At 32.3% G+C, this 20,556-nt stretch carries 23 protein-coding genes; 10 read left to right on the top strand and 13 right to left on the bottom strand.

Translation table 11 applies throughout. The features are described from left to right. Positions 1–50 precede the first annotated feature (50 nt). The 5 genes from mnmD to ISP73_06435 all read left to right on the top strand — a co-directional run bounded on the left by mnmD (position 51) and on the right by ISP73_06435 (position 4,004). Positions 51–719, top strand: a complete 669-nt coding sequence (mnmD, locus tag ISP73_06415; GenBank protein MBL6658216.1) for a tRNA (5-methylaminomethyl-2-thiouridine)(34)-methyltransferase MnmD — start codon at positions 51–53, stop codon at positions 717–719. A 95-nt stretch (positions 720–814) separates the two neighbouring features. Further along, entirely contained in the window at positions 815–1,066 is a 252-nt protein-coding gene (locus ISP73_06420; GenBank protein ID MBL6658217.1) for a 30S ribosomal protein S20, read from the top strand. A gap of 65 nt (positions 1,067–1,131) precedes the next feature. Further along, on the top strand, positions 1,132–1,824 hold the full coding sequence (radC, locus tag ISP73_06425) for a DNA repair protein RadC (GenBank protein MBL6658218.1): 693 nt from the start codon (positions 1,132–1,134) through the stop codon (positions 1,822–1,824). After that, entirely contained in the window at positions 1,825–3,123 is a 1,299-nt protein-coding gene (locus tag ISP73_06430; GenBank protein ID MBL6658219.1) for a polysaccharide deacetylase family protein, read from the top strand. Beyond that, complete coding sequence (locus ISP73_06435) at positions 3,120–4,004, top strand: hypothetical protein (GenBank protein ID MBL6658220.1); 885 nt, start codon at positions 3,120–3,122, stop codon at positions 4,002–4,004. Before ISP73_06430 ends, ISP73_06435 begins: the two co-directional genes overlap by 4 nt. Here the strand turns inward: ISP73_06435 and ISP73_06440 are convergent. The 6 genes from ISP73_06440 to ISP73_06465 all read right to left on the bottom strand — a co-directional run bounded on the left by ISP73_06440 (position 4,001) and on the right by ISP73_06465 (position 8,797). Then, positions 4,001–4,693: an NRDE family protein gene (locus ISP73_06440; protein MBL6658221.1), complete on the bottom strand. Its 693-nt coding sequence runs from the start codon at positions 4,691–4,693 to the stop codon at positions 4,001–4,003. The two genes, ISP73_06435 and ISP73_06440, sit on opposite strands and share 4 nt — an antisense overlap. Beyond that, positions 4,680–5,183 carry a hypothetical protein gene (locus tag ISP73_06445; GenBank protein MBL6658222.1) on the bottom strand — a complete coding sequence of 168 codons (504 nt, stop codon included), beginning with the start codon at positions 5,181–5,183 and terminating at the stop codon, positions 4,680–4,682. Before ISP73_06445 ends, ISP73_06440 begins: the two co-directional genes overlap by 14 nt. Before the next feature lie 3 nt (positions 5,184–5,186). After that, complete coding sequence (locus ISP73_06450; protein ID MBL6658223.1) at positions 5,187–6,137, bottom strand: hypothetical protein; 951 nt, start codon at positions 6,135–6,137, stop codon at positions 5,187–5,189. 112 nt (positions 6,138–6,249) lie between these two features. Then, positions 6,250–7,929 carry a T9SS type A sorting domain-containing protein gene (locus ISP73_06455; GenBank protein ID MBL6658224.1) on the bottom strand — a complete coding sequence of 560 codons (1,680 nt, stop codon included), beginning with the start codon at positions 7,927–7,929 and terminating at the stop codon, positions 6,250–6,252. 4 nt (positions 7,930–7,933) lie between these two features. Beyond that, positions 7,934–8,338, bottom strand: coding sequence for a DoxX family protein (locus ISP73_06460; protein ID MBL6658225.1), 405 nt, complete (start codon positions 8,336–8,338; stop codon positions 7,934–7,936). 144 nt (positions 8,339–8,482) lie between these two features. Beyond that, positions 8,483–8,797, bottom strand: coding sequence for a YHS domain-containing protein (locus tag ISP73_06465; GenBank protein ID MBL6658226.1), 315 nt, complete (start codon positions 8,795–8,797; stop codon positions 8,483–8,485). Positions 8,798–8,990: 193 nt separating this feature from the next. Between ISP73_06465 and ISP73_06470 the strand changes: the two genes are divergently transcribed. Both ISP73_06470 and ISP73_06475 read left to right on the top strand, forming a co-directional pair. After that, complete coding sequence (locus ISP73_06470; protein MBL6658227.1) at positions 8,991–9,383, top strand: small multi-drug export protein; 393 nt, start codon at positions 8,991–8,993, stop codon at positions 9,381–9,383. Next, positions 9,383–10,075 (top strand): noncanonical pyrimidine nucleotidase, YjjG family, encoded by a 693-nt coding sequence (locus tag ISP73_06475; GenBank protein ID MBL6658228.1) that lies wholly within the window; start codon positions 9,383–9,385, stop codon positions 10,073–10,075. Before ISP73_06470 ends, ISP73_06475 begins: the two co-directional genes overlap by 1 nt. Here ISP73_06475 and ISP73_06480 read toward each other — a convergent pair. From ISP73_06480 to hpt, 7 genes are all read right to left on the bottom strand, one after another. Then, complete coding sequence (locus tag ISP73_06480) at positions 10,050–11,276, bottom strand: 3-phosphoshikimate 1-carboxyvinyltransferase (protein ID MBL6658229.1); 1,227 nt, start codon at positions 11,274–11,276, stop codon at positions 10,050–10,052. The genes ISP73_06475 and ISP73_06480 overlap by 26 nt on opposite strands. Positions 11,277–11,279: 3 nt before the next feature. Next, the gene (gene aroB, locus ISP73_06485) at positions 11,280–12,290 is read right to left on the bottom strand and encodes a 3-dehydroquinate synthase (GenBank protein ID MBL6658230.1); all 1,011 of its coding nucleotides are present in this window, start codon (positions 12,288–12,290) and stop codon (positions 11,280–11,282) included. Continuing rightward, positions 12,287–13,840, bottom strand: a complete 1,554-nt coding sequence (locus ISP73_06490; GenBank protein ID MBL6658231.1) for an alkaline phosphatase family protein — start codon at positions 13,838–13,840, stop codon at positions 12,287–12,289. Before ISP73_06490 ends, aroB begins: the two co-directional genes overlap by 4 nt. A gap of 145 nt (positions 13,841–13,985) precedes the next feature. Continuing rightward, a complete protein-coding gene (locus tag ISP73_06495; protein ID MBL6658232.1) occupies positions 13,986–14,528 on the bottom strand; it encodes a phosphatase PAP2 family protein in 543 nt (180 codons plus the stop codon). After that, positions 14,529–15,527, bottom strand: coding sequence for a GTPase ObgE (gene obgE, locus ISP73_06500; protein MBL6658233.1), 999 nt, complete (start codon positions 15,525–15,527; stop codon positions 14,529–14,531). Further along, positions 15,527–16,099, bottom strand: a complete 573-nt coding sequence (locus ISP73_06505; GenBank protein MBL6658234.1) for an adenylate kinase — start codon at positions 16,097–16,099, stop codon at positions 15,527–15,529. Before ISP73_06505 ends, obgE begins: the two co-directional genes overlap by 1 nt. A 2-nt stretch (positions 16,100–16,101) precedes the next feature. Beyond that, positions 16,102–16,632, bottom strand: a complete 531-nt coding sequence (hpt, locus tag ISP73_06510; GenBank protein MBL6658235.1) for a hypoxanthine phosphoribosyltransferase — start codon at positions 16,630–16,632, stop codon at positions 16,102–16,104. Positions 16,633–16,725: 93 nt separating this feature from the next. Here hpt and purE point away from each other — a divergent pair, with 93 nt between their 5' ends. The 3 genes from purE to ISP73_06525 all read left to right on the top strand — a co-directional run bounded on the left by purE (position 16,726) and on the right by ISP73_06525 (position 20,528). After that, positions 16,726–17,238, top strand: a complete 513-nt coding sequence (gene purE, locus ISP73_06515) for a 5-(carboxyamino)imidazole ribonucleotide mutase (GenBank protein MBL6658236.1) — start codon at positions 16,726–16,728, stop codon at positions 17,236–17,238. 654 nt (positions 17,239–17,892) lie between these two features. Continuing rightward, positions 17,893–18,651 carry a hypothetical protein gene (locus ISP73_06520; protein MBL6658237.1) on the top strand — a complete coding sequence of 253 codons (759 nt, stop codon included), beginning with the start codon at positions 17,893–17,895 and terminating at the stop codon, positions 18,649–18,651. Next, the gene (locus ISP73_06525; protein MBL6658238.1) at positions 18,648–20,528 is read left to right on the top strand and encodes a helix-hairpin-helix domain-containing protein; all 1,881 of its coding nucleotides are present in this window, start codon (positions 18,648–18,650) and stop codon (positions 20,526–20,528) included. Before ISP73_06520 ends, ISP73_06525 begins: the two co-directional genes overlap by 4 nt. Positions 20,529–20,556 lie beyond the last annotated feature (28 nt).

Below are 20,556 nucleotides of genomic sequence, written 5' to 3' on the forward strand. Positions count from 1 at the left end.
GGGTTTGAATTTTGGACTGCAAATCTAAGAAAATATAGTTAATTTGTCGAATGAATGGACTAAAAGTGATATTTACAAAGGACGGTAGTAAGACCTTACACATGCAAGAGCTAAATGTGCAATACCACTCAATTCATGGAGCTATAAATGAAGCCAAACATGTTTTTATTAAAAATGGGCTTAGAGAATGCAATCAAGAGAATATTACCATTTTTGAAATGGGTTTTGGAACAGGCTTAAATGCCTTTATGACCTTTCTAGAGTCTAATAAGTCATTACAAAATGTGCGTTATTATACTATTGAAAAAAATCCTTTATCAATAAACCTTACTGAGTCTTTAGATTACCCTGAACAACTTAATGCTGGTGAAGAAAAGTCTATTTTTTCAAATCTTCATTCTTCTGAATGGAATGTCTTAACAACTATTTCACCTACTTTTGAGTTCTTTAAAATTAGTGGTGATATCCAAAATCTACATCTTGATGAAAAGGTTGATTTGATTTATTACGATGCTTTTGGGCCTAGAGTACAGCCTGACTTATGGATTGAAAAAATATTCTGTAAAATTTCTGCTATTATGAAGCCTGAAAGTATTCTTGTTACCTACTGTGCTAAAGGTGAAGTAAAAAGAATTTTGAAACGATTAGGGTTTGTTGTTGAGACCTTAGCCGGACCTCCTGGTAAAAGAGAAATGATAAGAGCAAAAAAGATTAAATAACATGCAATCATTCTTTTTTGCACAAAAAAATAATTATTAGCAAATAAATTAATACATTTGCCCTCCTGATTTTTAATGAATAAAAAACGATAAATATGGCTAATCACAAGTCAGCAAAAAAGAGAATAAGACAAACTGCTAGAAAAAATGCTGCTAACAGTTATTATCACAAAACTGCTAGAAATGCAGTTAAGAATCTTAGATCAGTTACTGATAAGAAAGAGGCTTTAAAGTTACTACCTTCTCTTGAGTCTATGTTAGATAAACTCACTAAGAAAAATATTATACACAAAAATAAAGCGGCTAACTTGAAGTCTAAGTTAGCAAAGCACGTTAATAGTTTGTAAAAACAAGCTCTTAGTATTTATAAAGGCTTCTCATTAATGAGGAGCTTTTTTTTTATATTTTAATCATGAATCATGAAAAACTTAGTATAAAATCTTGGTCAGAAGATGATAAGCCAAGAGAAAAATTAGTGTTAAAAGGCTCTAGAACACTAAGTCACGCAGAATTGTTAGCTATTTTAATAGGCTCAGGAAATAAAAAAGAATCTGCTGTAGAGCTGTCTAAGAAAATTATGAGCAATTGCAATGGTAAGTTAAACCTACTTTCCAAAATGTCACTTAAAGAATTGATGCAGTTTAATGGAATTGGTCAAGCAAAAGCCGTTACTATAATAGCTGCACTCGAACTTGCAAAGAGGAAAGCAATGGAAAATTCAACTGAAAAGCCTTCAATAAATTCTAGTATTGATGCCTATAATCAAATGCGTTATGACTTTGAAGGTCTTGACCATGAGCAGTTTTGGATATTACTTTTGAATAGAGCAAATAAAATTATTGAATCCAAAAATATTAGTAAAGGCGGAATAAGTGCTACAGTAGTTGATCCAAAACTTATATTTAGCTCTGCTTTGCAAGAAAAAGCCTCAGGAATAATATTATTTCACAACCACCCTTCTGGTAATGTCTCCCCTAGTAAAAGTGATATAGCACTCACTACAAAACTTAAAGATGGGGGTAAATTGTTAGAAATTAACATTATTGACCATATTATTATTGGTCAAAACACGTATTTTAGCTTTGCAGACGAACAAATGCTCTAGATGCTAATTTATACACCTAAAATAACAAGTAGAACAGAATATACGTTTAATTTAATTTTTGACACTATTTGGGACATTGAATACAAGTTAACCGATGATGTTGAATTTTTCAAGGAGTACGATGGCAATAAAATCAACTATTCAAGCAAAAAAATAGAGGATGAGTTTTTTGTAAAACGTTATGGTTTATTAGAGGAGGAAGGAGTATCGGTGCAAGAAATTAACTTTAATCAGTGGAATAACTTGCCTGTTTTTTATCAAAATTCTGATGAAAATATTCCTTTTGATGTTTTTTCTGCCACCTTTTTTCTTGTGTCTCGTTATGAAGAATATTTACCTCACATCAAAGACCATTACAACCGTTTTACAGCTAAAGAAAGTTTAGCTTATAAACATAACTTTTTAGATAGACCATTAGTAAATCTATGGCTAAAAGAATGTAAAAAAGTTTTTCAAGACCATTTTCCATTATTAGTTTTTCCTGTCAAAAAATTCAGCTATCAATCCACTATTGATATTGATAATGCCTATTGCTTTTTAGAGAAAGGATTTGTGAGAACAACAGCTTCCTTTATCAAATCAGCTTTTGAAATGGATATAGAATTGATAAAAAAAAGAAAGAATGTTTTATTAGGTAATGAGAAAGACCCGTATGATACATTTGAACTTCAGTTAGCATTAAATAAACGCTATAATGTAGATGTCGTTTATTTTATTTTATTGGCAGATTATGGTTTCAACGATAAAAACTGTTCAGTTCATAGTCGTAAATTTCAATTGCTCATAAAACATTTGTCCGACCATGCAAATCTGGGGATACATCCTTCTTTTGCCTCAAATGCGTCCTTTGAAACATTTGCTGAGGAAAAAAAACGTTTAGAAAATATTATTAAAAAAGAGGTCGAGCTTTCAAGGCAACATTTTCTTAAATTAGATTTGCCAAAAACATACAGGAACCTAATTGAATTGTCGGTAAAAGACGACTACACTATGGGTTACGCCTCTTTGCCAGGTTTTAGAGCTAGTATTTGCACCCCTTTTTACTTTTATGACTTGGAAATGGAAACAAAAACACATTTAAAAGTTCACCCTTTTGCTGTAATGGACGCGACCTTTAAATACTATTTGAGAACATCAGCAGAGAATTCTCTTCCAATGATTAAAAAGATTATTGATGATGTTAAATTAGTTGATGGACATTTCATTTCTTTGTGGCACAATGAGACTTGGTCTGAATACAAAGAGTGGAAGGGTTGGAGCAAGCTCTATGAAAACATGCTTGAACATATTTATAATTGATAAAGTATATACATTATAAAGACATTGATTTCCAGAAATGGGATGCTTGCATTAGCAATGCCGTGAATAGAAATATTTATGCTTCTAGTTGGTATCTTGATTTAGTATGTAAAAATTGGGACGCTTTAATTTTAAACGATTATGAGGCCGTGATGCCATTGCCTTGGAATAAAAAATGGGGGCTAAAATATATTGCTCAACCTCTGTTCTGTCAACAACTTGGTGTATTTCATCAATCTGATAGTATTATTGTCGATGATTTTTTAAAATCAATTCCAAAGTCATTTTTATTTGTCAACATGAACTTAAATACCCACAATGGTAAGCCTAGATTCAATTACATAAAGAATGCCAATTATGAGTTGTATATTCATGATTATCACCTTTTAAAGCGGGGGTACTCTAAAAGTCATTTAAAAAATGTTAGTAAAGCTGAAAAGTACACGGTTGAAATTTCGAGCAAGGCAGAAAGCCCCAGCGATTATCTTTTAAGAAAATCTCATGAGGCTAAAGACTTCATGACTAAAGAACAATTAATGATGGAGTTTATCATCATTGAAAATGCTATTAAAAAATCTAGGGGCGTAATGTTTTCTGCATCTTTAGGAGGTGAAAATGTCAGTTCTATTTTTTTGTTGAAAGACGGTAAGCGTTTAACCTTACTCACTTCATGTACTGACGCTAAAGGTAAAAAAGCATCTGCATACTTTTTTCTTTTAGATTATATCTTTTCTCTAGAAAAGTTCAAAGGATACATTTTTGATTTTGAGGGTTCTAATATTCCTGGTATAGCACAAAGAAATAAGGGCTTTGGTGCAGAACTTACCAACTACTATACTGTAAAGTTTAATTTTTTAGATAGATTTTTTCGTTTTAACTAGAGTTTAAGTATTGTGCTTTTATTGGAGATGAAATCAGAATAGAGGAATGATACTTTTTTATCCTTTATTTCTACACTTGTTATACTAGTTGTAAGAATGTCGCTTTTTTTCTTTTTAATTTCAAAGAGTTCCGAGTTATTTTCCTTTAGGTCTAGATGAAAATCAATTGGATTATTCCCTTGGTTTTTTGTTTCCCAATCCAATAGTAAATCATGCCTTTTCTGTTTTACTTCATTACTGTACAAAGAAGTTGATGTCCAAAGATGAGGAATTGTATTATCTAAAGATCTTACAGTTAATTTTTCGCCATTCCAATTGAACTCTTGGATATGTGTGTTTTTTTCAAAATCGACTTGTAATAGAATAAAAGGCTCAACATATTTTAAAGGAATTTGTTTGAGGAAATCTTTTGTATTCAAAAACTTAAAATTATCAAGTAAAATTTGACCTCTACTAATTTTGGTAAGAGCATTAACTGTTTTGTTAATCTTTCCGTTTAATAAACAAAGTATACGGCTTTTTGAACTAGCAATCCAAGTTCCTCCAGATTTACTATCCTTAGGGAAAATCAGACTCTCTTTATTCAACATCCTCTTTTTAGGTGTTGAGGTTGGTCTATTTACACTCTCATCTCTGCTTGATGTAAGTATAAAGTCATTATTTCGTGGGATGTAACTAACTGTACACATTATTTCTTATTGTTGAGTATGCCATTCCAAATTTATCATCTATTAACTTTTCTTTACCTAATTCTATTAATGCAACTTTGATTAGGGCCTGATGATGAATGCTGTGGTCTAAGCAAAATAGTAATTCTCTTAAGGTATTACTTACCATTTCAGCAGACTGATTGTCTTCAAAGGTGTAATTGTATTCAAAAATAATTGCACTCTGATTGTTTGTTTTTGTTGAAAGTTTTTCAACGATTGAATTTATTGTTTCAATACAAAATGTTTTGTTTGATTCCAGTTTCATTGAACGTTCCCTAGAATCGAAGTTGATGTGATTATCTTCGATGCCTTTCAAGTAGCAAAAATAGAATTCAATTATGTGTCGGCTGTGTTGACCGATAGTTGAATTATTCAAGTGTTTTATAGGAGTGCTATAATCTTTATTAGTAATTTTCTTTAAAAGAACTGAAATTGAATTTAGATTCTCCTTGCAAATTTTGTTTATCATAAGTTAATAGCTATAAAGTCGATAAATATCTATTAATATTTCTTTAAAGGAAGCTGTTTTTAACCCTTTTAATTCTCTGTTTTGTTGACTGATTTTGAACATCATATCCATATGCCAAAAGAGGTCTTTGTATGCATCTTTAATATTAGTTTTTGTGTCATAAATATGAGACGGCTCAGAATTTACTCCATTCACTTCTAAGACTTTTAGGTCTTTATTAAGTAAAGCGTCGATACTTTTTGTTTTTAAGTCAATTCTGCCATAGTAGAAGTCTGGAATATGCGATACTAACCACGAGATTACATCTACTAACTCTGGACTTATTAGGCTATTTGCATTTATAAATTCAGTACCTCTATTATGGTTACCAATAGGTTCTAATAACACTTCCTTGTCTTTTGGTACAATACTATTCCATTCAGATTGTAATTCCTTTTTTAGTTTTCTTTTTTGACCTATTGCTCTAATATTTTTTGAAATTATTTTTCTTAATGTTGATTTACCATCCCCTTTAATACTTAGAAATTTCTTTTTTGTGATTGATGTTATTTTTTCTTCTTTTCCGTCAGGTGTTTTGATAAAAAATATGCCAAGCTCTATAGGTAGATTAATGTATTCTTGTAACAAAAAATCATCTCTTGATGCCTGAACTAAAAAATCTATTAGTTCATTCATTGAGTTTACCTTTTTCACCTCTTTTCCTCTTTGACCTTTATCAGGCTTAATAATTAATGGAAATTGAAATTTATTTTGAATTATTAAGTTTTGAAGTTTATAATTTTCAATTTTCTTATTTATAAGTAAGGTTTTTGGTATTATTTCTTCTGGTAAAAAACGGTAATAATCCATTTTTGAATATTCTAATCCACCACTATACCTCATGCTAGGGTTTACAGTAGTGAAGAACGTAATAGAACGAGCTTTCAAGGATAGTATTAGCCCGTATAAAGCCACTGGGATATAAAAAATCCACATAGGCCAAAATTCAAATTTGAAAATCCTTTTAAGTCTTAGAATCACGTGTTTTTTTTCACTTTGTGTATGAGCAGTTGTATCCTAAAAGGTGCTATTGCTTATACACTTTGTTAGCAAAAGTTTTTATCTTAATTATATACAATCCACTTGGTAAATCAGATAGGTCAATAGATTGGTTTCCTATCACATTAAAGTTTTGGAATTCTTGACCTATAGTATTGACAATTTTTATTTCCGATTTCATAAAAGTTAGCCCTTCAACCTTAAGTATGTTCTTTACTGGGTTCGGGTAAATTGAAATCGAAGAAATAAGCAGGTCATCTATACCTAATGTTGAGATGTGTTCAATTGCCCCTATATCTGGATTTGCGTCCCTGCTATTTCCAAAAAAGTCAGTTGTTTGTCCACTTTGTATTGAAGCATTGTCAACAGCAGTTGAAGAATTGCTGAGTGAAAAATCATAATTATTTTCGTCAACAAATAATGGATTTACTTCATTCCAACCATTTGTTAAAGGATTAGATGAAGTGCTTCTTATAACGTTTATGCTTCCAGAGTTATTAAATACAATGTTAGAATCTAGAACAAGGTTAGTAACAGGTTCTGCCAATATCCCCAAAGCCCATTTATTAGATTTTGAATAGGAAATATTACTCAATATTTTTACATTATCAGATACATTTACTCCAATTCCACCTGGGTTTCCATGCTTAGTTGTGGCATTATAAAAAACGGTATTGTGTTCTATGGTTACATCATTAGTATGATGACAAACTATTCCGCTAGCCCCATTTTTATAAGATAAATTATTTGCTATTAGGATTTCTCCATGTGTGTAGGTGTCCTTATTCCGTGTAAGAAATATTCCAGTTCCTTCATCTATTTCTAAATGGACAAATGTTTTTGTTGGATTCCAAGAAATAAGTCTATTTCCATTTTGGTAAACTTCATTTTCAGCAATAATGATTTTGGTTCCAGTAAAGGTATCTCCTGATGGCCTTACAGTTGCTTCACTTATAGTAATAGCACCTACGCCTTGAGTAGTCCAAAAAGTATTATTATAAACTTTGTTTTTAGAAATGGTAATATAATCAGATTGCTGTGCTCTTATGGCAGCAGAGGGTACATTTTTAATTATATTTCCAATAAATTCTATGTGATGAGATTTGTTGGCAACCAAAGCTCTACCGTTATACTCAATAGGCTTTTCAATTGTATTATTTGAACTAGATGGCTGATTTATAGATGTCCCTATAATATATGGGTCTGTTATATCAATGCCCATTTCAGCTTCTAAGTCATGGATAACGCCATTTGTATCTTTATATAACCCCCAAGCATCTTCTGCTTGTTGTTGAGTTATACTATCAGCGATACCATCAAAAATAAAATCTTGTATTTTTATATATGAAGAGTTCTGAATTAAAAAACCGTAGATACCATCAAATTCAATAAAAACTTGTTCGTTCTCATATGGGGTAAAAGTTATATAATTACCTATTGTTCCGTTTATGTTTGATAATCTAGCTACCGGTTCTCCTGTCCAAATGTCATTATCACCAAAGTCAGAGTTTTGATAGGTTCCAGCTCTTACTAAAATCGTATCACCAGGCATGGCTTGGTCTCCAGCATATTTTATAGTGCCATATGGATTAGTAATACTTCCATCACCTGTACTATTGCTTCCTGTAGTACTAACAAAAATTTGATTTTGACCGTAACATATTCCAGTCATAAGAAGTGTGGTTAATATTATTATTATTATTTTCATTTTGTTAATTTTTGTTAACCTTGGGATTAGTTGATAGATGACTTTTGAGATTTAAATAAATAAGTATAATGCAAAGAATGATGACTATTACAGCCATGCTAAAAAGCTTACCATAATCTGACTCTCCATTCCAATTCACCACAATTCCTAAATCAGTTGTTAAATGAAAAAATACTGCTCCAAGCATTAATACTAAACTTCCAATAGTAGCTAGAAAAGAAAACCTTGGAATAAAAAATAGTAGAGCACATATTAGTTCAATACACCCTATGCCTACTCTTCCAAAAGGTTCCATATTCAATGTTGAAAATATGTGTATGGCCTGTGGGTGTCCAGAAAATTTAAAGAATAATGATTGAATAAATATTATCGCAACGATTAGCTTTAAGAAGAAGTTTGTAAGTTTCATTTAGATATTTTTTTCCAATTTATTTTGGCTTTTTGCTCTAAACTCTTTGGGTTAACGTTCCATTTGTTTTTAGTATCATTAAATATTGAATCATAGAATAAATACAATTCATTACCATTTATGATAAAGCTTTTAGGGTCAATCTTAACTTTCTCTCCAGTTTTTTTCCATTGCATAAGCACACCAACCTCCAAAACTTGGCAAATAATTTTGTGGTGATTTTTTAAAGGTATTAAGGTGTTTTTCAGAAGAAAAATAGTAGTTAGCACCCTTGAAAGTAAACTTGAAATTTTTCTTTCCTGGTACTGCTCGATTTTCTTCAAAATAAGAAACTAAATCATAGCCATCAACAGCAATGTTTTTTGAATTTAAATTAAGTTGATGAGTGTCATTTTGAGAATAAATAGGTTTAAAATATAAACCAAATAGAAGAAGAAGTAATATATACTTTATTATCATTAGCTTTTAAGTTTTTACGAAGTTATGGTTTTTGTTTAACTAATTATATACTTTTATGTAAGATTTTATAAGTCATTTTGTAAAAGAATATGTCAATTTTTATTGCTATTAGTAATATTTTCGTGAGTTTTGCGTTATATTATATTATTAGGGCTATAAAATGCATATTCTCGAATTATTTTCTGTTTTCTTTATGAGTTTTGTCAAGTTTTTTCTGGCAATTCCATTGGCCTTTACTTTTGATTTTGGCTTTTGGGAAACTTTTCTAATTACTTGTTTAGGAGGTATTTTAGGCGTTTTGTTTTTTGCTCAGTTTCGCAAGGTAATTCTGAAAATATATCACAAATTTTTCCCTTACAATCCTAAGGCACATAAAAAAAGAGGATTTAAAAATGCATTAGCTATTAAGACAGCGAAAAAATACGGATTATTTGGTATAGCATTCTTAACACCAATAGTATTTTCAATTCCTTTAGGAACATTTTTAGCTCTTCACTTTTTTCCTAATAAGAAAAAGACCTTACCTATTCTTATTGCATCTGTTCTGGTTTGGTCTTTCATTTTAACCCTAGCTTGGAATATATAATGTACAAGCATTTATTTTTTGATTTAGACCGTACTTTATGGGATTTTGAGAAAAATTCTAATGAGGTTCTCAGCGATTTATTTTTCAAGTATAATCTTTTGGGAAGGGGAATTATTAGCGTTGATGAATTCATTTCTAAATACAAAACTAACAATGAAAAACTTTGGGACTTATATCGTCAAAATAAGATAGAAAAGGAAAAACTTCGAGATGAACGGTTCAGAGTAACGTTAGCAGAGTATAATGTTTTTGATGATGATTTATCTACTCGGTTTGGTTTAGACTATGTTGAGCTTTGTCCAATGAAAACACATCTTTTTCCATTTGTACATTCAACATTGACGTTTTTAAAAAGCAGGTATGAACTGCATATTATTACCAATGGTTTTGAGGAAGTTCAGTTCAAAAAATTAAAAAATAACAATCTGTTAGAATACTTCAATCAAATCATAACCTCTGAGCAAGTTGGCTTCAAAAAGCCCAATAAGGAAATATTTAGTTATTCTTTTAAAAAAACATTTTCAAGACCATCTGATTGTTTAATGATAGGAGATGATTTGTTTGCAGATATTCATGCTTCTAGAGAGGTTGGAATGGACCAGATTTATTTTAATCCAAACTCTATCCCTCATTCAGATGATAATATTACATACGAAATTCAATGTCTTAGCGAGTTAGAGCAGATACTGTAAATCCCATTTTTTTTAAGTCCTCCCAAAATGTGGGGTATGATTTGCTCACCACTTCAACATCATTTATTTTTATATCGAATAGCATTCCTAAAGGGGCTAAACACATTGCCATACGGTGATCATTATGTGTTTCTAGGTTTTGCTTAGGTGAAGTCAGTGTCGAATCTCTGAGTATAAAATCAGTGTCAGTATAGTTTGATTTTTGTTGAAATTTTTCAAGTTCACATTTTAAGGCTGAAAGGCGATGACTTTCTTTATACTTCAAATTTTGAAGGCCCTTAATAGTAGCCGTTTTACCAAGACCAGCAAGAGAACAACAGTAGGCTTGAGCTAAGTCAGGATAATCAATTAAATTTATATCTAGAGATGTTGAGTTTACTATTTCCTTCTTTGAAAGGTGTAATGAAGAGTATTGAAATTTACCTTCTACCCCTAAATTCTTATATATTTCTAAAACCTTAGAATCGCCTTGCCAACTATTTTCAAATAAGCCATTAATTTTGAGAGTTCCACTTTGTGCCAATGACATAATTTCTAGCAGAAAAGCTACAGCACTCCAGTCGCCTTCTATTGTAATATCTTTAGCTTTGTATGGCTGATTTTTGACACTAATTGTATTTCCAATCCATTTGCTTTCAATGCCAAAATAGGACAATATTTCTAATGTCATTTTGATGTATGGAGTGGAAAGAATATCTCCTTCTAGTGAAATAGTTAAGCCTTTTTTCAAAGAGGCAGCTATTAATAATAATGCAGAAACAAATTGACTACTGATGCTTGCATCTACAGAAATACCGCCACCCTCAATTTGTTTTCCACTAATTTGTAAAGGAGGATAGCCTTCTTTTTCAATGTATTTAATATCTGCACCAAGTTTTTTCAAAGCACTGACCAATTCTTTGATAGGGCGTTCTTTCATTCGTTTACTTCCAGTTAGGGTAAATTCACCCTCTTTGCACGCCAATAATGCAGTTAGGAAACGAAAAGCAGTACCACTATCACCAACATCAATGGTATTCGATTTAGTCTTTAGAGCAGTCGATAAAAGTTGAGTATCTTTTGAAGTGGATAGTTTGTGAATTTGAAATGAACCAGAAGTTAATGCTTGAATTATTAAGGCTCTGTTGCTTATACTCTTGGATGTAGGTAGATTTACTTCAGCATTAATTGTTTTTGTTTTATGTGAAATATGGTAGTCCATCAGTTAAAACTGAGCTTTAATTTTTGAAAGATCTACGGTGCAATTATAGTCGCATTTCCCGATTTTTGAAAGCAATGAAAACTTAAATTCGTTACTCTCATTTTTCTTGTCATTTTTTAAAAAAGGAAAAACACTTTCAAAATTAGGTAAGTCAATTATTTTAAAAGTAGTGTGTAAGAAGTTATGTATCTCGGTTTTCTCCTCAATAGAAAGGCTTGATAGTTTACTTTCCAATAACATTCCAGTTGCTACAGCTTGACCATGCAACACCTCTTTTCCAATAGATAAATAATAGCTTTCAATAGCGTGTCCTATGTTATGGCCAAAATTCAAAATTTTCCTAACTCCCTTTTCTGTTGGGTCAGCTTTTACTATTTCATTTTTAATCTTGACGCTTCTTTCAATAAGCTCTTCCCAATTTAACTGTTCAACGGATGATGCGCTAAGAGTTTTCCACATTTCAGCGTCGTAAATTAAAGCATGTTTTATTACTTCTGCATAGCCAGAGTATAGTTGTTCTTTATCTAAAGTATTTAGGAAAGATGGAAAGATGTAAACACTCTTTGGATTTTTAAACAAGCCAATTTGATTTTTTAAGTTAGAAAAATCTATTCCAAGTTTTCCGCCAATTGATGCATCCACCATAGCCAAAAGGGTAGTGGGTATCTGAATAAAATCGATACCCCTTTTGTAGCATGAAGCTGCAAAGCCACCCATGTCGCCAATCACTCCACCTCCGAGGTTTATGAATAGAGACTTTCTGTCAAATTGATGTTGGCTTAATTCATCCCAAATTAGTTGGCAAGTATTGATAGTTTTATGTGTTTCCCCAGATGAAATACAGATTAAAACATCGTAAGAGATATTCGTTTCATTTAAGAATATATCTAAACAGGATTCCTTTGTGTTTTCGTCAACAAGAATGGCAATTTTTGAATATGTTGACACATCTATTTCCTTGAGAACAGTATTCCCAACATATATTGAATAGTTTTGACTTTTGACTATTCTCATTCAGTAATATTTCGGATTGGGTTTCCAGTACAGCCATTTGGAAAAGAAATGCCAAGTAATGTGCTAATTGTAGGCGCTATATCGCTAATTGAAATGTATTCGTCAGAAAGGCCATGTTTAATGCTTTTACCCCAGAATAATAAGGGTACGTGCGTGTCATAACTAAAACATGAGCCGTGTGTGGTACCCGTTGGAGAGTTCCATTCAATCCACCCTGAATTTAAGGCTATAACTACATCCCCAGAACGTTTTTGATTAAAGCCTTTTTGTATAAAGGAATGAAAACTATTTTGGTATTCGTTATTGTGAAGCTGATGAGCAGTGTAAGTGTACTGAACGCCATCAACATTAAGTAAAAAGTCGGCAGCAACTTGCTGTACTTCATAATGGCTTAATTTACTTTCTTCAATCAATTTTCGATTTAGGAAAAACTGTTGATTAGAATATTTCAGCACCCAATTTTCTTCGCCAAATCGTTTAGAAAGATGAGCGTTTAATTGGGTGGTTAAATCAGAAGCATTAAAGTAACCGGCTGGTATTTTTCTTTTCTTTAATTCATTTGGAACACTTACTACACCATGATCTGAAGTTAAAAATACAAGCGCATTTTCTTTACCAACAGTTGAGTTGATATATTGGATAATTTCTGCAATATCTTTATCAAGTTTAATGTAGGTGTCAACTAATTCTTGAGCATGCGGCCCAAACTGATGACCTATGTAGTCTGTTGATGAAAAACTAACAGACAATACATCCGTTATATTATCTTTTCCTAATTCTTCACTTTTCATCAACTCAATAGCTAAATCTTTGAGGTAAGTATTGCCTTGAGGAGTGCTTTTTACAGATGAAGGCCCTCTGCTTGCCAGCAAACTGTCCATGGGGTAGCCAAAGCCTTTACCTTTCCATGCTCCTTTGAAATAGCTTGTAGCAGGTTTGTCTTGTTGAAATTGCAACAACCATTCGGGAAGTTGTTCATAGTAGTAAGAACTTGAAATCCACTCTCCACTTTTACCCATCCAAAAGGCACCATTGGCCATATGCCCAGCAGGTAAAATAGCTCCTCTATCTTTTATTGAAATACCAAAAACTTTGGATTCAGGACTAAACAATTTTAGCTCATCACCAAATGTAGTAGTCAACATTCGGTGAGGTGACATCTTACCAGCTGCTGATTCCACATCAATATGGTTTTCACAATCGCAAACAGTGGTAGAATTACCATCTCCAGCACAGTAGACTGAAAGTCCATCCGCTTTATTATACCAGTTGTTTCCTATGATACCGTGAACAGACGGAGTAGTACCTGTGAATATACTTGCATGTCCAGGTCCTGTATAAGTAGGGGTATAGTTGTAATGTGTGTTTCTTAAAAAATAACCTTCATTGACAAGTTTTTTGAAACCATCATCTTGAAACTGATTCCAAAATCGGTAGATGTAATCATAACGCATTTGGTCTACTACAATTCCAACAACGAGTTTAGGCTTTTCTTGTGCTTGTGTAATTCCACTTGAAAGTATTAAAGCTATGATTAAGATTTTCTTCACTGTTTTAATTTTAGATTAATTTGATATGCAAAAATAGAAAGAATGACAGCAACAATAACATCTGCAATTGGCGGAACAGATTCCCAGATGTAATTCCAACATATGACTAAAACAAGCCAAACAAACCAAACTAGATTAAATTGCTTCATTTTTTTGTTAGATAAGTATGTAACTTAACGGTTAACAAAGCTACAAAAGTTCCCCATAGCATTCCACCAATTATATCAATAGGGTAGTGAACGCCTACATATACTCTACTATAGGAGACTAATACTGCCCAAAAAAAGAGAAGTAGAAATAGGCTTTTCTTTTCTAAGAGTTTTCCAATTATTATTGCCAGTCCAAAGACATTGGAAGCGTGTGAGGAAATAAAACCAAATTTACCACCACAGCCTTCAGTTACTAAGCGAACATTTTCTAATGCGTAGCATGGACGTAATCGTTCGAAATTATTTTTAAAAAGGTGTACGCTTCCCATGTCACAAAGAAGAATAACAAAGCCAATAGCTGCAAAAATCCAGATGCTTTCTCTCTTTTTTTCTCTAATAATTAGTAGTACTAAAAGTAAGTAGAGTGGTATCCAAGAGAGTTTATGCGTTGTAAAGAGCATGAAAGCGTCCCAGCTTTCTCTACCCGATTGATTAATCAGATAAAACCAATCTTTGTCAAGTTCAAGAAGCCAATCCATTTAGGAAGTTAATTTTTTCCAAATTAAATCTTTGAGTTCTACTAGTCCTTGCTGGGCTACTGAAGAAATAAAAATACTTTCAATGTCTTTCGGTAGTTCATTAGATATTTCTTCTTTAAGTTCATCATCAAGCATATCAGATTTACTTATGGCAAGGATTTTGTCTTTATCTAGTAATTCAGGATTATATTTTTCAAGTTCACCTAGTAAGATGTGGTAATCTTTAGCAATATCATTGCTATCAGCGGGCACTAAAAACAGTAAAGTTGAATTACGTTCAATATGTCTTAAAAAGCGTAAGCCCAAGCCCTTTCCTTCAGCAGCACCTTCAATTATTCCAGGGATATCTGCCATTATAAATGAGCGATCATCTCGATAAGAAACTATTCCAAGATTTGGCACTAAAGTGGTAAATGGATAATTAGCAATTTCAGGTTTTGCAGCAGAAATTACAGATAGCAGAGTGGATTTTCCAGCATTCGGAAAACCTACAAGTCCAACATCTGCTAAAACTTTAAGTTCTAGAATAAACCAATCTTCTAGTGAGTCAATGCCTGGTTGAGCATAACGTGGCGTTTGGTTTGTTGATGATTTAAAATGTACATTTCCTTTTCCGCCTTTTCCGCCCTCAAGGAGTATTCTTTCTTCATTATGTTCTGTAATTTCGAATAATACTTCACCAGTTTCAGCATGTTTGGCAACTGTCCCAAGAGGGACTTGAAGTAATTTACTTTGTCCATCTTTTCCAATTCGATTATTTCCGCTTCCTGAACCTCCATGTTCAGCGAAAAGATGTTTTTGGTATTTCAAGTGTAGCAATGTCCACATTTGGTCATTTCCCTGAATGATAATATGTCCACCACGACCTCCATCACCTCCGTCAGGACCTCCTTTAGCTGTAGTCCTATCTCTAAGAAAGTGAGTTGAGCCAGCCCCTCCTTTACCAGAACGGCAAAAGATTTTAACATAGTCAACAAAGTTGGAGTTTTTTACTTTCATTATAAATTATCAATAGCTATACACAACTTAGAATTGATTTCTTCGATTGTACCTACACCTTCAATAGATTGTAATTTGAGTTGATTGTTGTAGTATTCTTTTAGTGGAGCTGTTTTGTTGTTGTATTCGTTGATTCGATTTCTGATGATAGATTCATTTGCATCATCAGCACGCCCACTACTTTTTCCTCTTTCCAATAAACGCTTGGTGAGTTCATCATCATCGACATCAAGAGATAATATTGTTGTAATAGAGGTGTTTAAATCAGATAGCATATTATCAAGAGATTCTGCCTGAGCTGTAGTTCTAGGGAAACCATCGAAAATAAAGCCTGTTGCTTCTAAATTATCTTCTAAGATTGACTGAATCATTTTAATGACAACGTCGTCAGGCACTAAATCGCCTCTGTCCATAATGCTTTTGGCTTGTAAACCGAGTTCACTTCCTTTTGCAATTTCACCTCTTAGAATGTCTCCTGTCGAAAGGTGGATAAGCGAATACTTATCAATCAGTAATTGGGATTGTGTTCCTTTTCCTGCACCAGGAGGTCCAAACAAGACAATATTTAACATAGTTAAGAATTTTTGAGTTTGTAAATTTGTGTTAAAGTTCGTCCTAATTCTTCATAATCCAATCCATATCCAACAACAAAATGGTTAGGAATTTCTTTTCCTACAAAGTCAATTGGTATTTCTTTAGAATACACATCAGGTTTTAGTAATAGACTAGCGATGTGAATTTTACTAGGATTTTCTTTGGATAATCGATTGTACAAATATTCCAATGTATTGCCAGTATCTACAATATCTTCGATTATAACAATTGTTCTATCTTTCAAATTCATTGGCACACCCATTATATCTTTAATCTCTCCTGAACTCTGAGTGCCTTCATAGGATTTGATTTGCATAAATGTTATTTCAGAATCAAAAGAAAGTGCTTTAAGTAAATCGGAAGCAAATAGAAAAGAACCTTTCAAAACAATTATAAAAAGTGGATTCTCATTTTTGAGAATATCCATTTCCTTTGCTACTTGACTAACAATATTTTGAATGTCTTCTTGTTCAAGGAATGGTTCGAAGGTTTTATCGAGTATTTGCACTATTTATACAATTAGTCTGCGAATTTACAATAAAACTAGGATTTTATTTTAACAACTTTTTTAAATTCGCAGCATTAAATTATAACAACACAAATTATGAAAGCAGTAGTAAGTATCATTATGGGGAGTACATCTGATATGCCAGTTATGCGAAAAGCAGCAGACTTCCTTAATTCAATGAAAATCCCATTTGAAATAAACGCTTTGTCGGCACACCGTGTTCCCGAAAAAGTAGAAGAATTTGCCTCAAATGCACATGCCAATGGCATTAAGGTAATTATTGCTGGCGCTGGTGGTGCTGCTCACTTGCCAGGTGTTGTTGCTGCTTTTGCTACAGTTCCAGTAATTGGTGTTCCCTGCCGTTCATCTATTTCTATTGACGGATGGGATAGCATCCTCTCAATCCTTCAAATGCCTCCTGGAATTCCAGTTGCAACAGTTGGACTAGATGCAGCTTACAATGCTGGGATTTTAGCAGGACAAATCTTATCTACTTCAGATGAAGAGCTTCATGCTAGAATGGTAGAGTTCAAAATGAACATGAAACAAAAAATTGTAAAAGCTAACCAAGATTTAGCAAGCGAAAAGTTTGAATTTAGAGTTCAGTAGTCGATTTCAACTTTATATAATTTTTACAAAGCCTCTGCTAATACAGCAGAGGCTTTTTTTTGACTAATTCAAAAATATTTTTTGATAAGTCAGCTTATGAATATGATAACTTTCTAATTTTTTAGGGTGAAAGCTTATTTGCGTAATTATGTGAAAAATATAAAATACTTAAAGATATGATGGTATTAAAGTTATTGAATCGCATGAATTTTTTAATGATAACTATTCTGCCTTTTCTTTACAACTGGCAAGAAGGGACACAGTAGAAAGTATTTTAGTGCTGCTTAATCTTGATGAAAAATTTGAAGTCATAAGAATTGACAATGATATACATTTTGTCGATCTAAGTGGTAATAATAAGGTTGAATTAGTGGATAATGATGGTAGTCTTTCACACAAAATTGAGTCAAACAAAAAAAGAGAAAAAATAGTGTTTAAATGCAATGGTTCTTGTTGTTTTTTCTCTCAAATAACCGATACTCATTTAGCTGTGTTTGCCCAGATGCTAGAGACGTTACAATATCTACAGGTGAAAATTGAAATGTTACAATTAAAAGAGGAGGGCGATAGTACCAAAGAGAGCAGTCTTGTTAATGATAATAGAGTTCATAATCTCTGAAATATTTAATACCTTAGGCTTTCATTATTTTAGCTATGAAAGCCATCTTGCTTTGCCTGTATTTTACAGTATTTAGTTGCGTATTATATGCACAATCCACTCTTATAGAAGGTCAATCTGTAATAGGAAAAGGATTGTGGTCTCATAATTGTGCTGGTATAAGTCACTCTTCAAATTACGCTCTTGGTGTTTCCAACACCTATGCTTTTGGATTAAGTGAATTGTCAACTTCAAAATTAGCAGTGGTCGGCCCTTTAAATTTTGGAGTAATTGGGGCTAGCTGGATAAATTCAGGAGATTATATATACAATGAAAATGAAATAGCACTTTCATTTGCCCGATACTTTTCATCAGCCTTTCAGCTTGGAATGAGAATGAGAGTTAATTCAATTTCTATACATTCTGAAAATCGATCTTCTTTCATTGCTGATATTGGTATGCAGTCGTCAATCAGTGAGAAAATTTCATTTGGAGTGCAGTTAAAAAACCCTTTGAGAGCAGAATTGCAAACTACTTCTTTAGATATAGGCTTTGCCTATTGGCTTTCAAAAAAAGCAGCATTATTTCTTTCGGCTCGAAAAGAATCAGATTTGCCTACTTCAGTGATACTGCATGTCAATTATACAATTTTAGAAAAAGTATCTATTCAAGGAGCTGTATCAAACACTGCTTTTTTTAATCGTTTCGGACTAGCTTATAAATTGAAAAACATATCCTTAGAAGCTTTTCTATCTCATCATTCTTATTTGGGTTTTAGTCCTCAAGTTGGAATTTCATATTCTTTTAGAAAATGAAAAAAATCCTTTTAATGATTCTCATTTGTAACTGTGTTTACGCTCAAGAATTACCAGAGGCATTGGCTTTTTATTTGGAAAATGAAAATGTAGACGAAAGTGAACTTTCTTTTCTATACGAGGTTTTGGAATCTCCCATTAATCAAAATGATTGTTCTATTGACGATTTATTGCAACTGCCATTTGTAACTAAAGAAGAAGCAATCTCAATTATAAAATATAGAGAGTCCAAAACATTGTTTCGTTCAGTGTATGAATTGCAAGCGATTAATGACTTAAAAAGAAATACAATTAGTTTATTGTTTGAATGTGTAAGTGTCGAGCCAAAATCAGCTGAGGTAAAAAAATTACGCCATCAATTAATTGCTCTTTACCAAAGTTTTTTGGAGGATCAGATAGAATTTTCTGACGGAACCTTTATTGGAAATAAAAGCAAATATAACTTAAGGTATAAGGGTAGTTATAAAAATGTGAATTTTGGCTTTGTTAACGAAAAAGATGCTGGTGAAAAACACTTTGATTTTAACTCTTTCCATTTAAATGTTAAAAAAAGAAATACACATCTTTTTATTGGAGATTATCAACTTTCATTGGGGCAAGGATTGTTAAATTATCAGGGGTTTAGCTTTGGAAAGTCAGCAAATGTATTGAATACATTTAAAAGAAGTCCTACCTTTCGTTCACATACTTCAACTCGAGAAAGTCACTTTTACAGAGGGTTAGCAATTGAACAAAAATATAAGAGATGGAAATGGTCTTCCTGGCTTTCTTACAAAGAAATTGATGCTAATTATGATGAAACATCACAGTTGATAACGTCTTTAAGTGATGTAGGCTTGCACAGAACACTAACTGAGATAGAAAATAAACATCAACTTCTTCAAAAAACATTTGGAAGTCGGCTATCCTTTCAAAAAAGCCGCTTCAATTCTTCAGTTTATTTTAATTATCAAGATTGGGATAAACCTATAAAAGTTCTCAAAGATACTCTTGAAAATTCACTTTCTGTTGCAGCGGATTATTCCATTACAATTAAAAATATGTACTTGTTTGGCGAAATGAGCCTAGCACAACATTCGTTTTCATGTTTGTCTGGAATGACAATAAATCTATCACGAAATTTATCATATGCTTTGCTATATAGAAATTATCCCTCAGATTACTACTCTTGGGAATCGAACGCCTTTTCTGAGCAATCCACTATTAGAAATGAAAGAGGATTATATTCGGCAATAAATCTTGATTTATCAAAAAAATGGAACTTATCATCTTATTCAGATTATTATTATTTTCCTGAAAAGAGTTATTATACGGATGTTCCTTTAAGAGGTAAAGACCACAACATTCAACTAAAGTATAAAGCATCAAAAAAGCATCAAGCTTTGGCACGAATAAATTGGGAGTCAAAAACTACAAATCAAAATGATGAAATAGGGCTTGATGTTATTGAAGAATCGTCTTCCATGAAGATTCTTGCACAACTAAATTTTAAACTCAATGATTTTTCATTTAAAAGTCGTTCATCATGGAGTATGTCAGAAAACGATTGGGGGTATTTGATTTTCTATGATGTAAAATATAAACCCTTAGAAAGTAATTGGTCATGTTCAATGAGGTATCTTTTATTTGATACTCCAAATTATTCGACAAGAATTTACGTCTATGAACCCGATGTGTTATACTCCTTTTCTGTTCCAGCGTTTTATGGTGAAGGACAAAGAATTATTGGGCTTCTAAAGTATAAACTTAACAAACAGTTAACCCTTAACTTTAAGGTTGCACAAACGCTTTATTACGATAATACGTCCATTCGTTCAAGAAGTATCGAAGGCGATAGATTGACTGATTTTAAGATATTAGTTAAATATGTAATGTAAATTTTTATATTTGGGGAAATCAAATTAA

It is taken from the genome of Flavobacteriales bacterium (assembly GCA_016779935.1).
GTDB lineage: Bacteria > Bacteroidota > Bacteroidia > Flavobacteriales > UBA7312.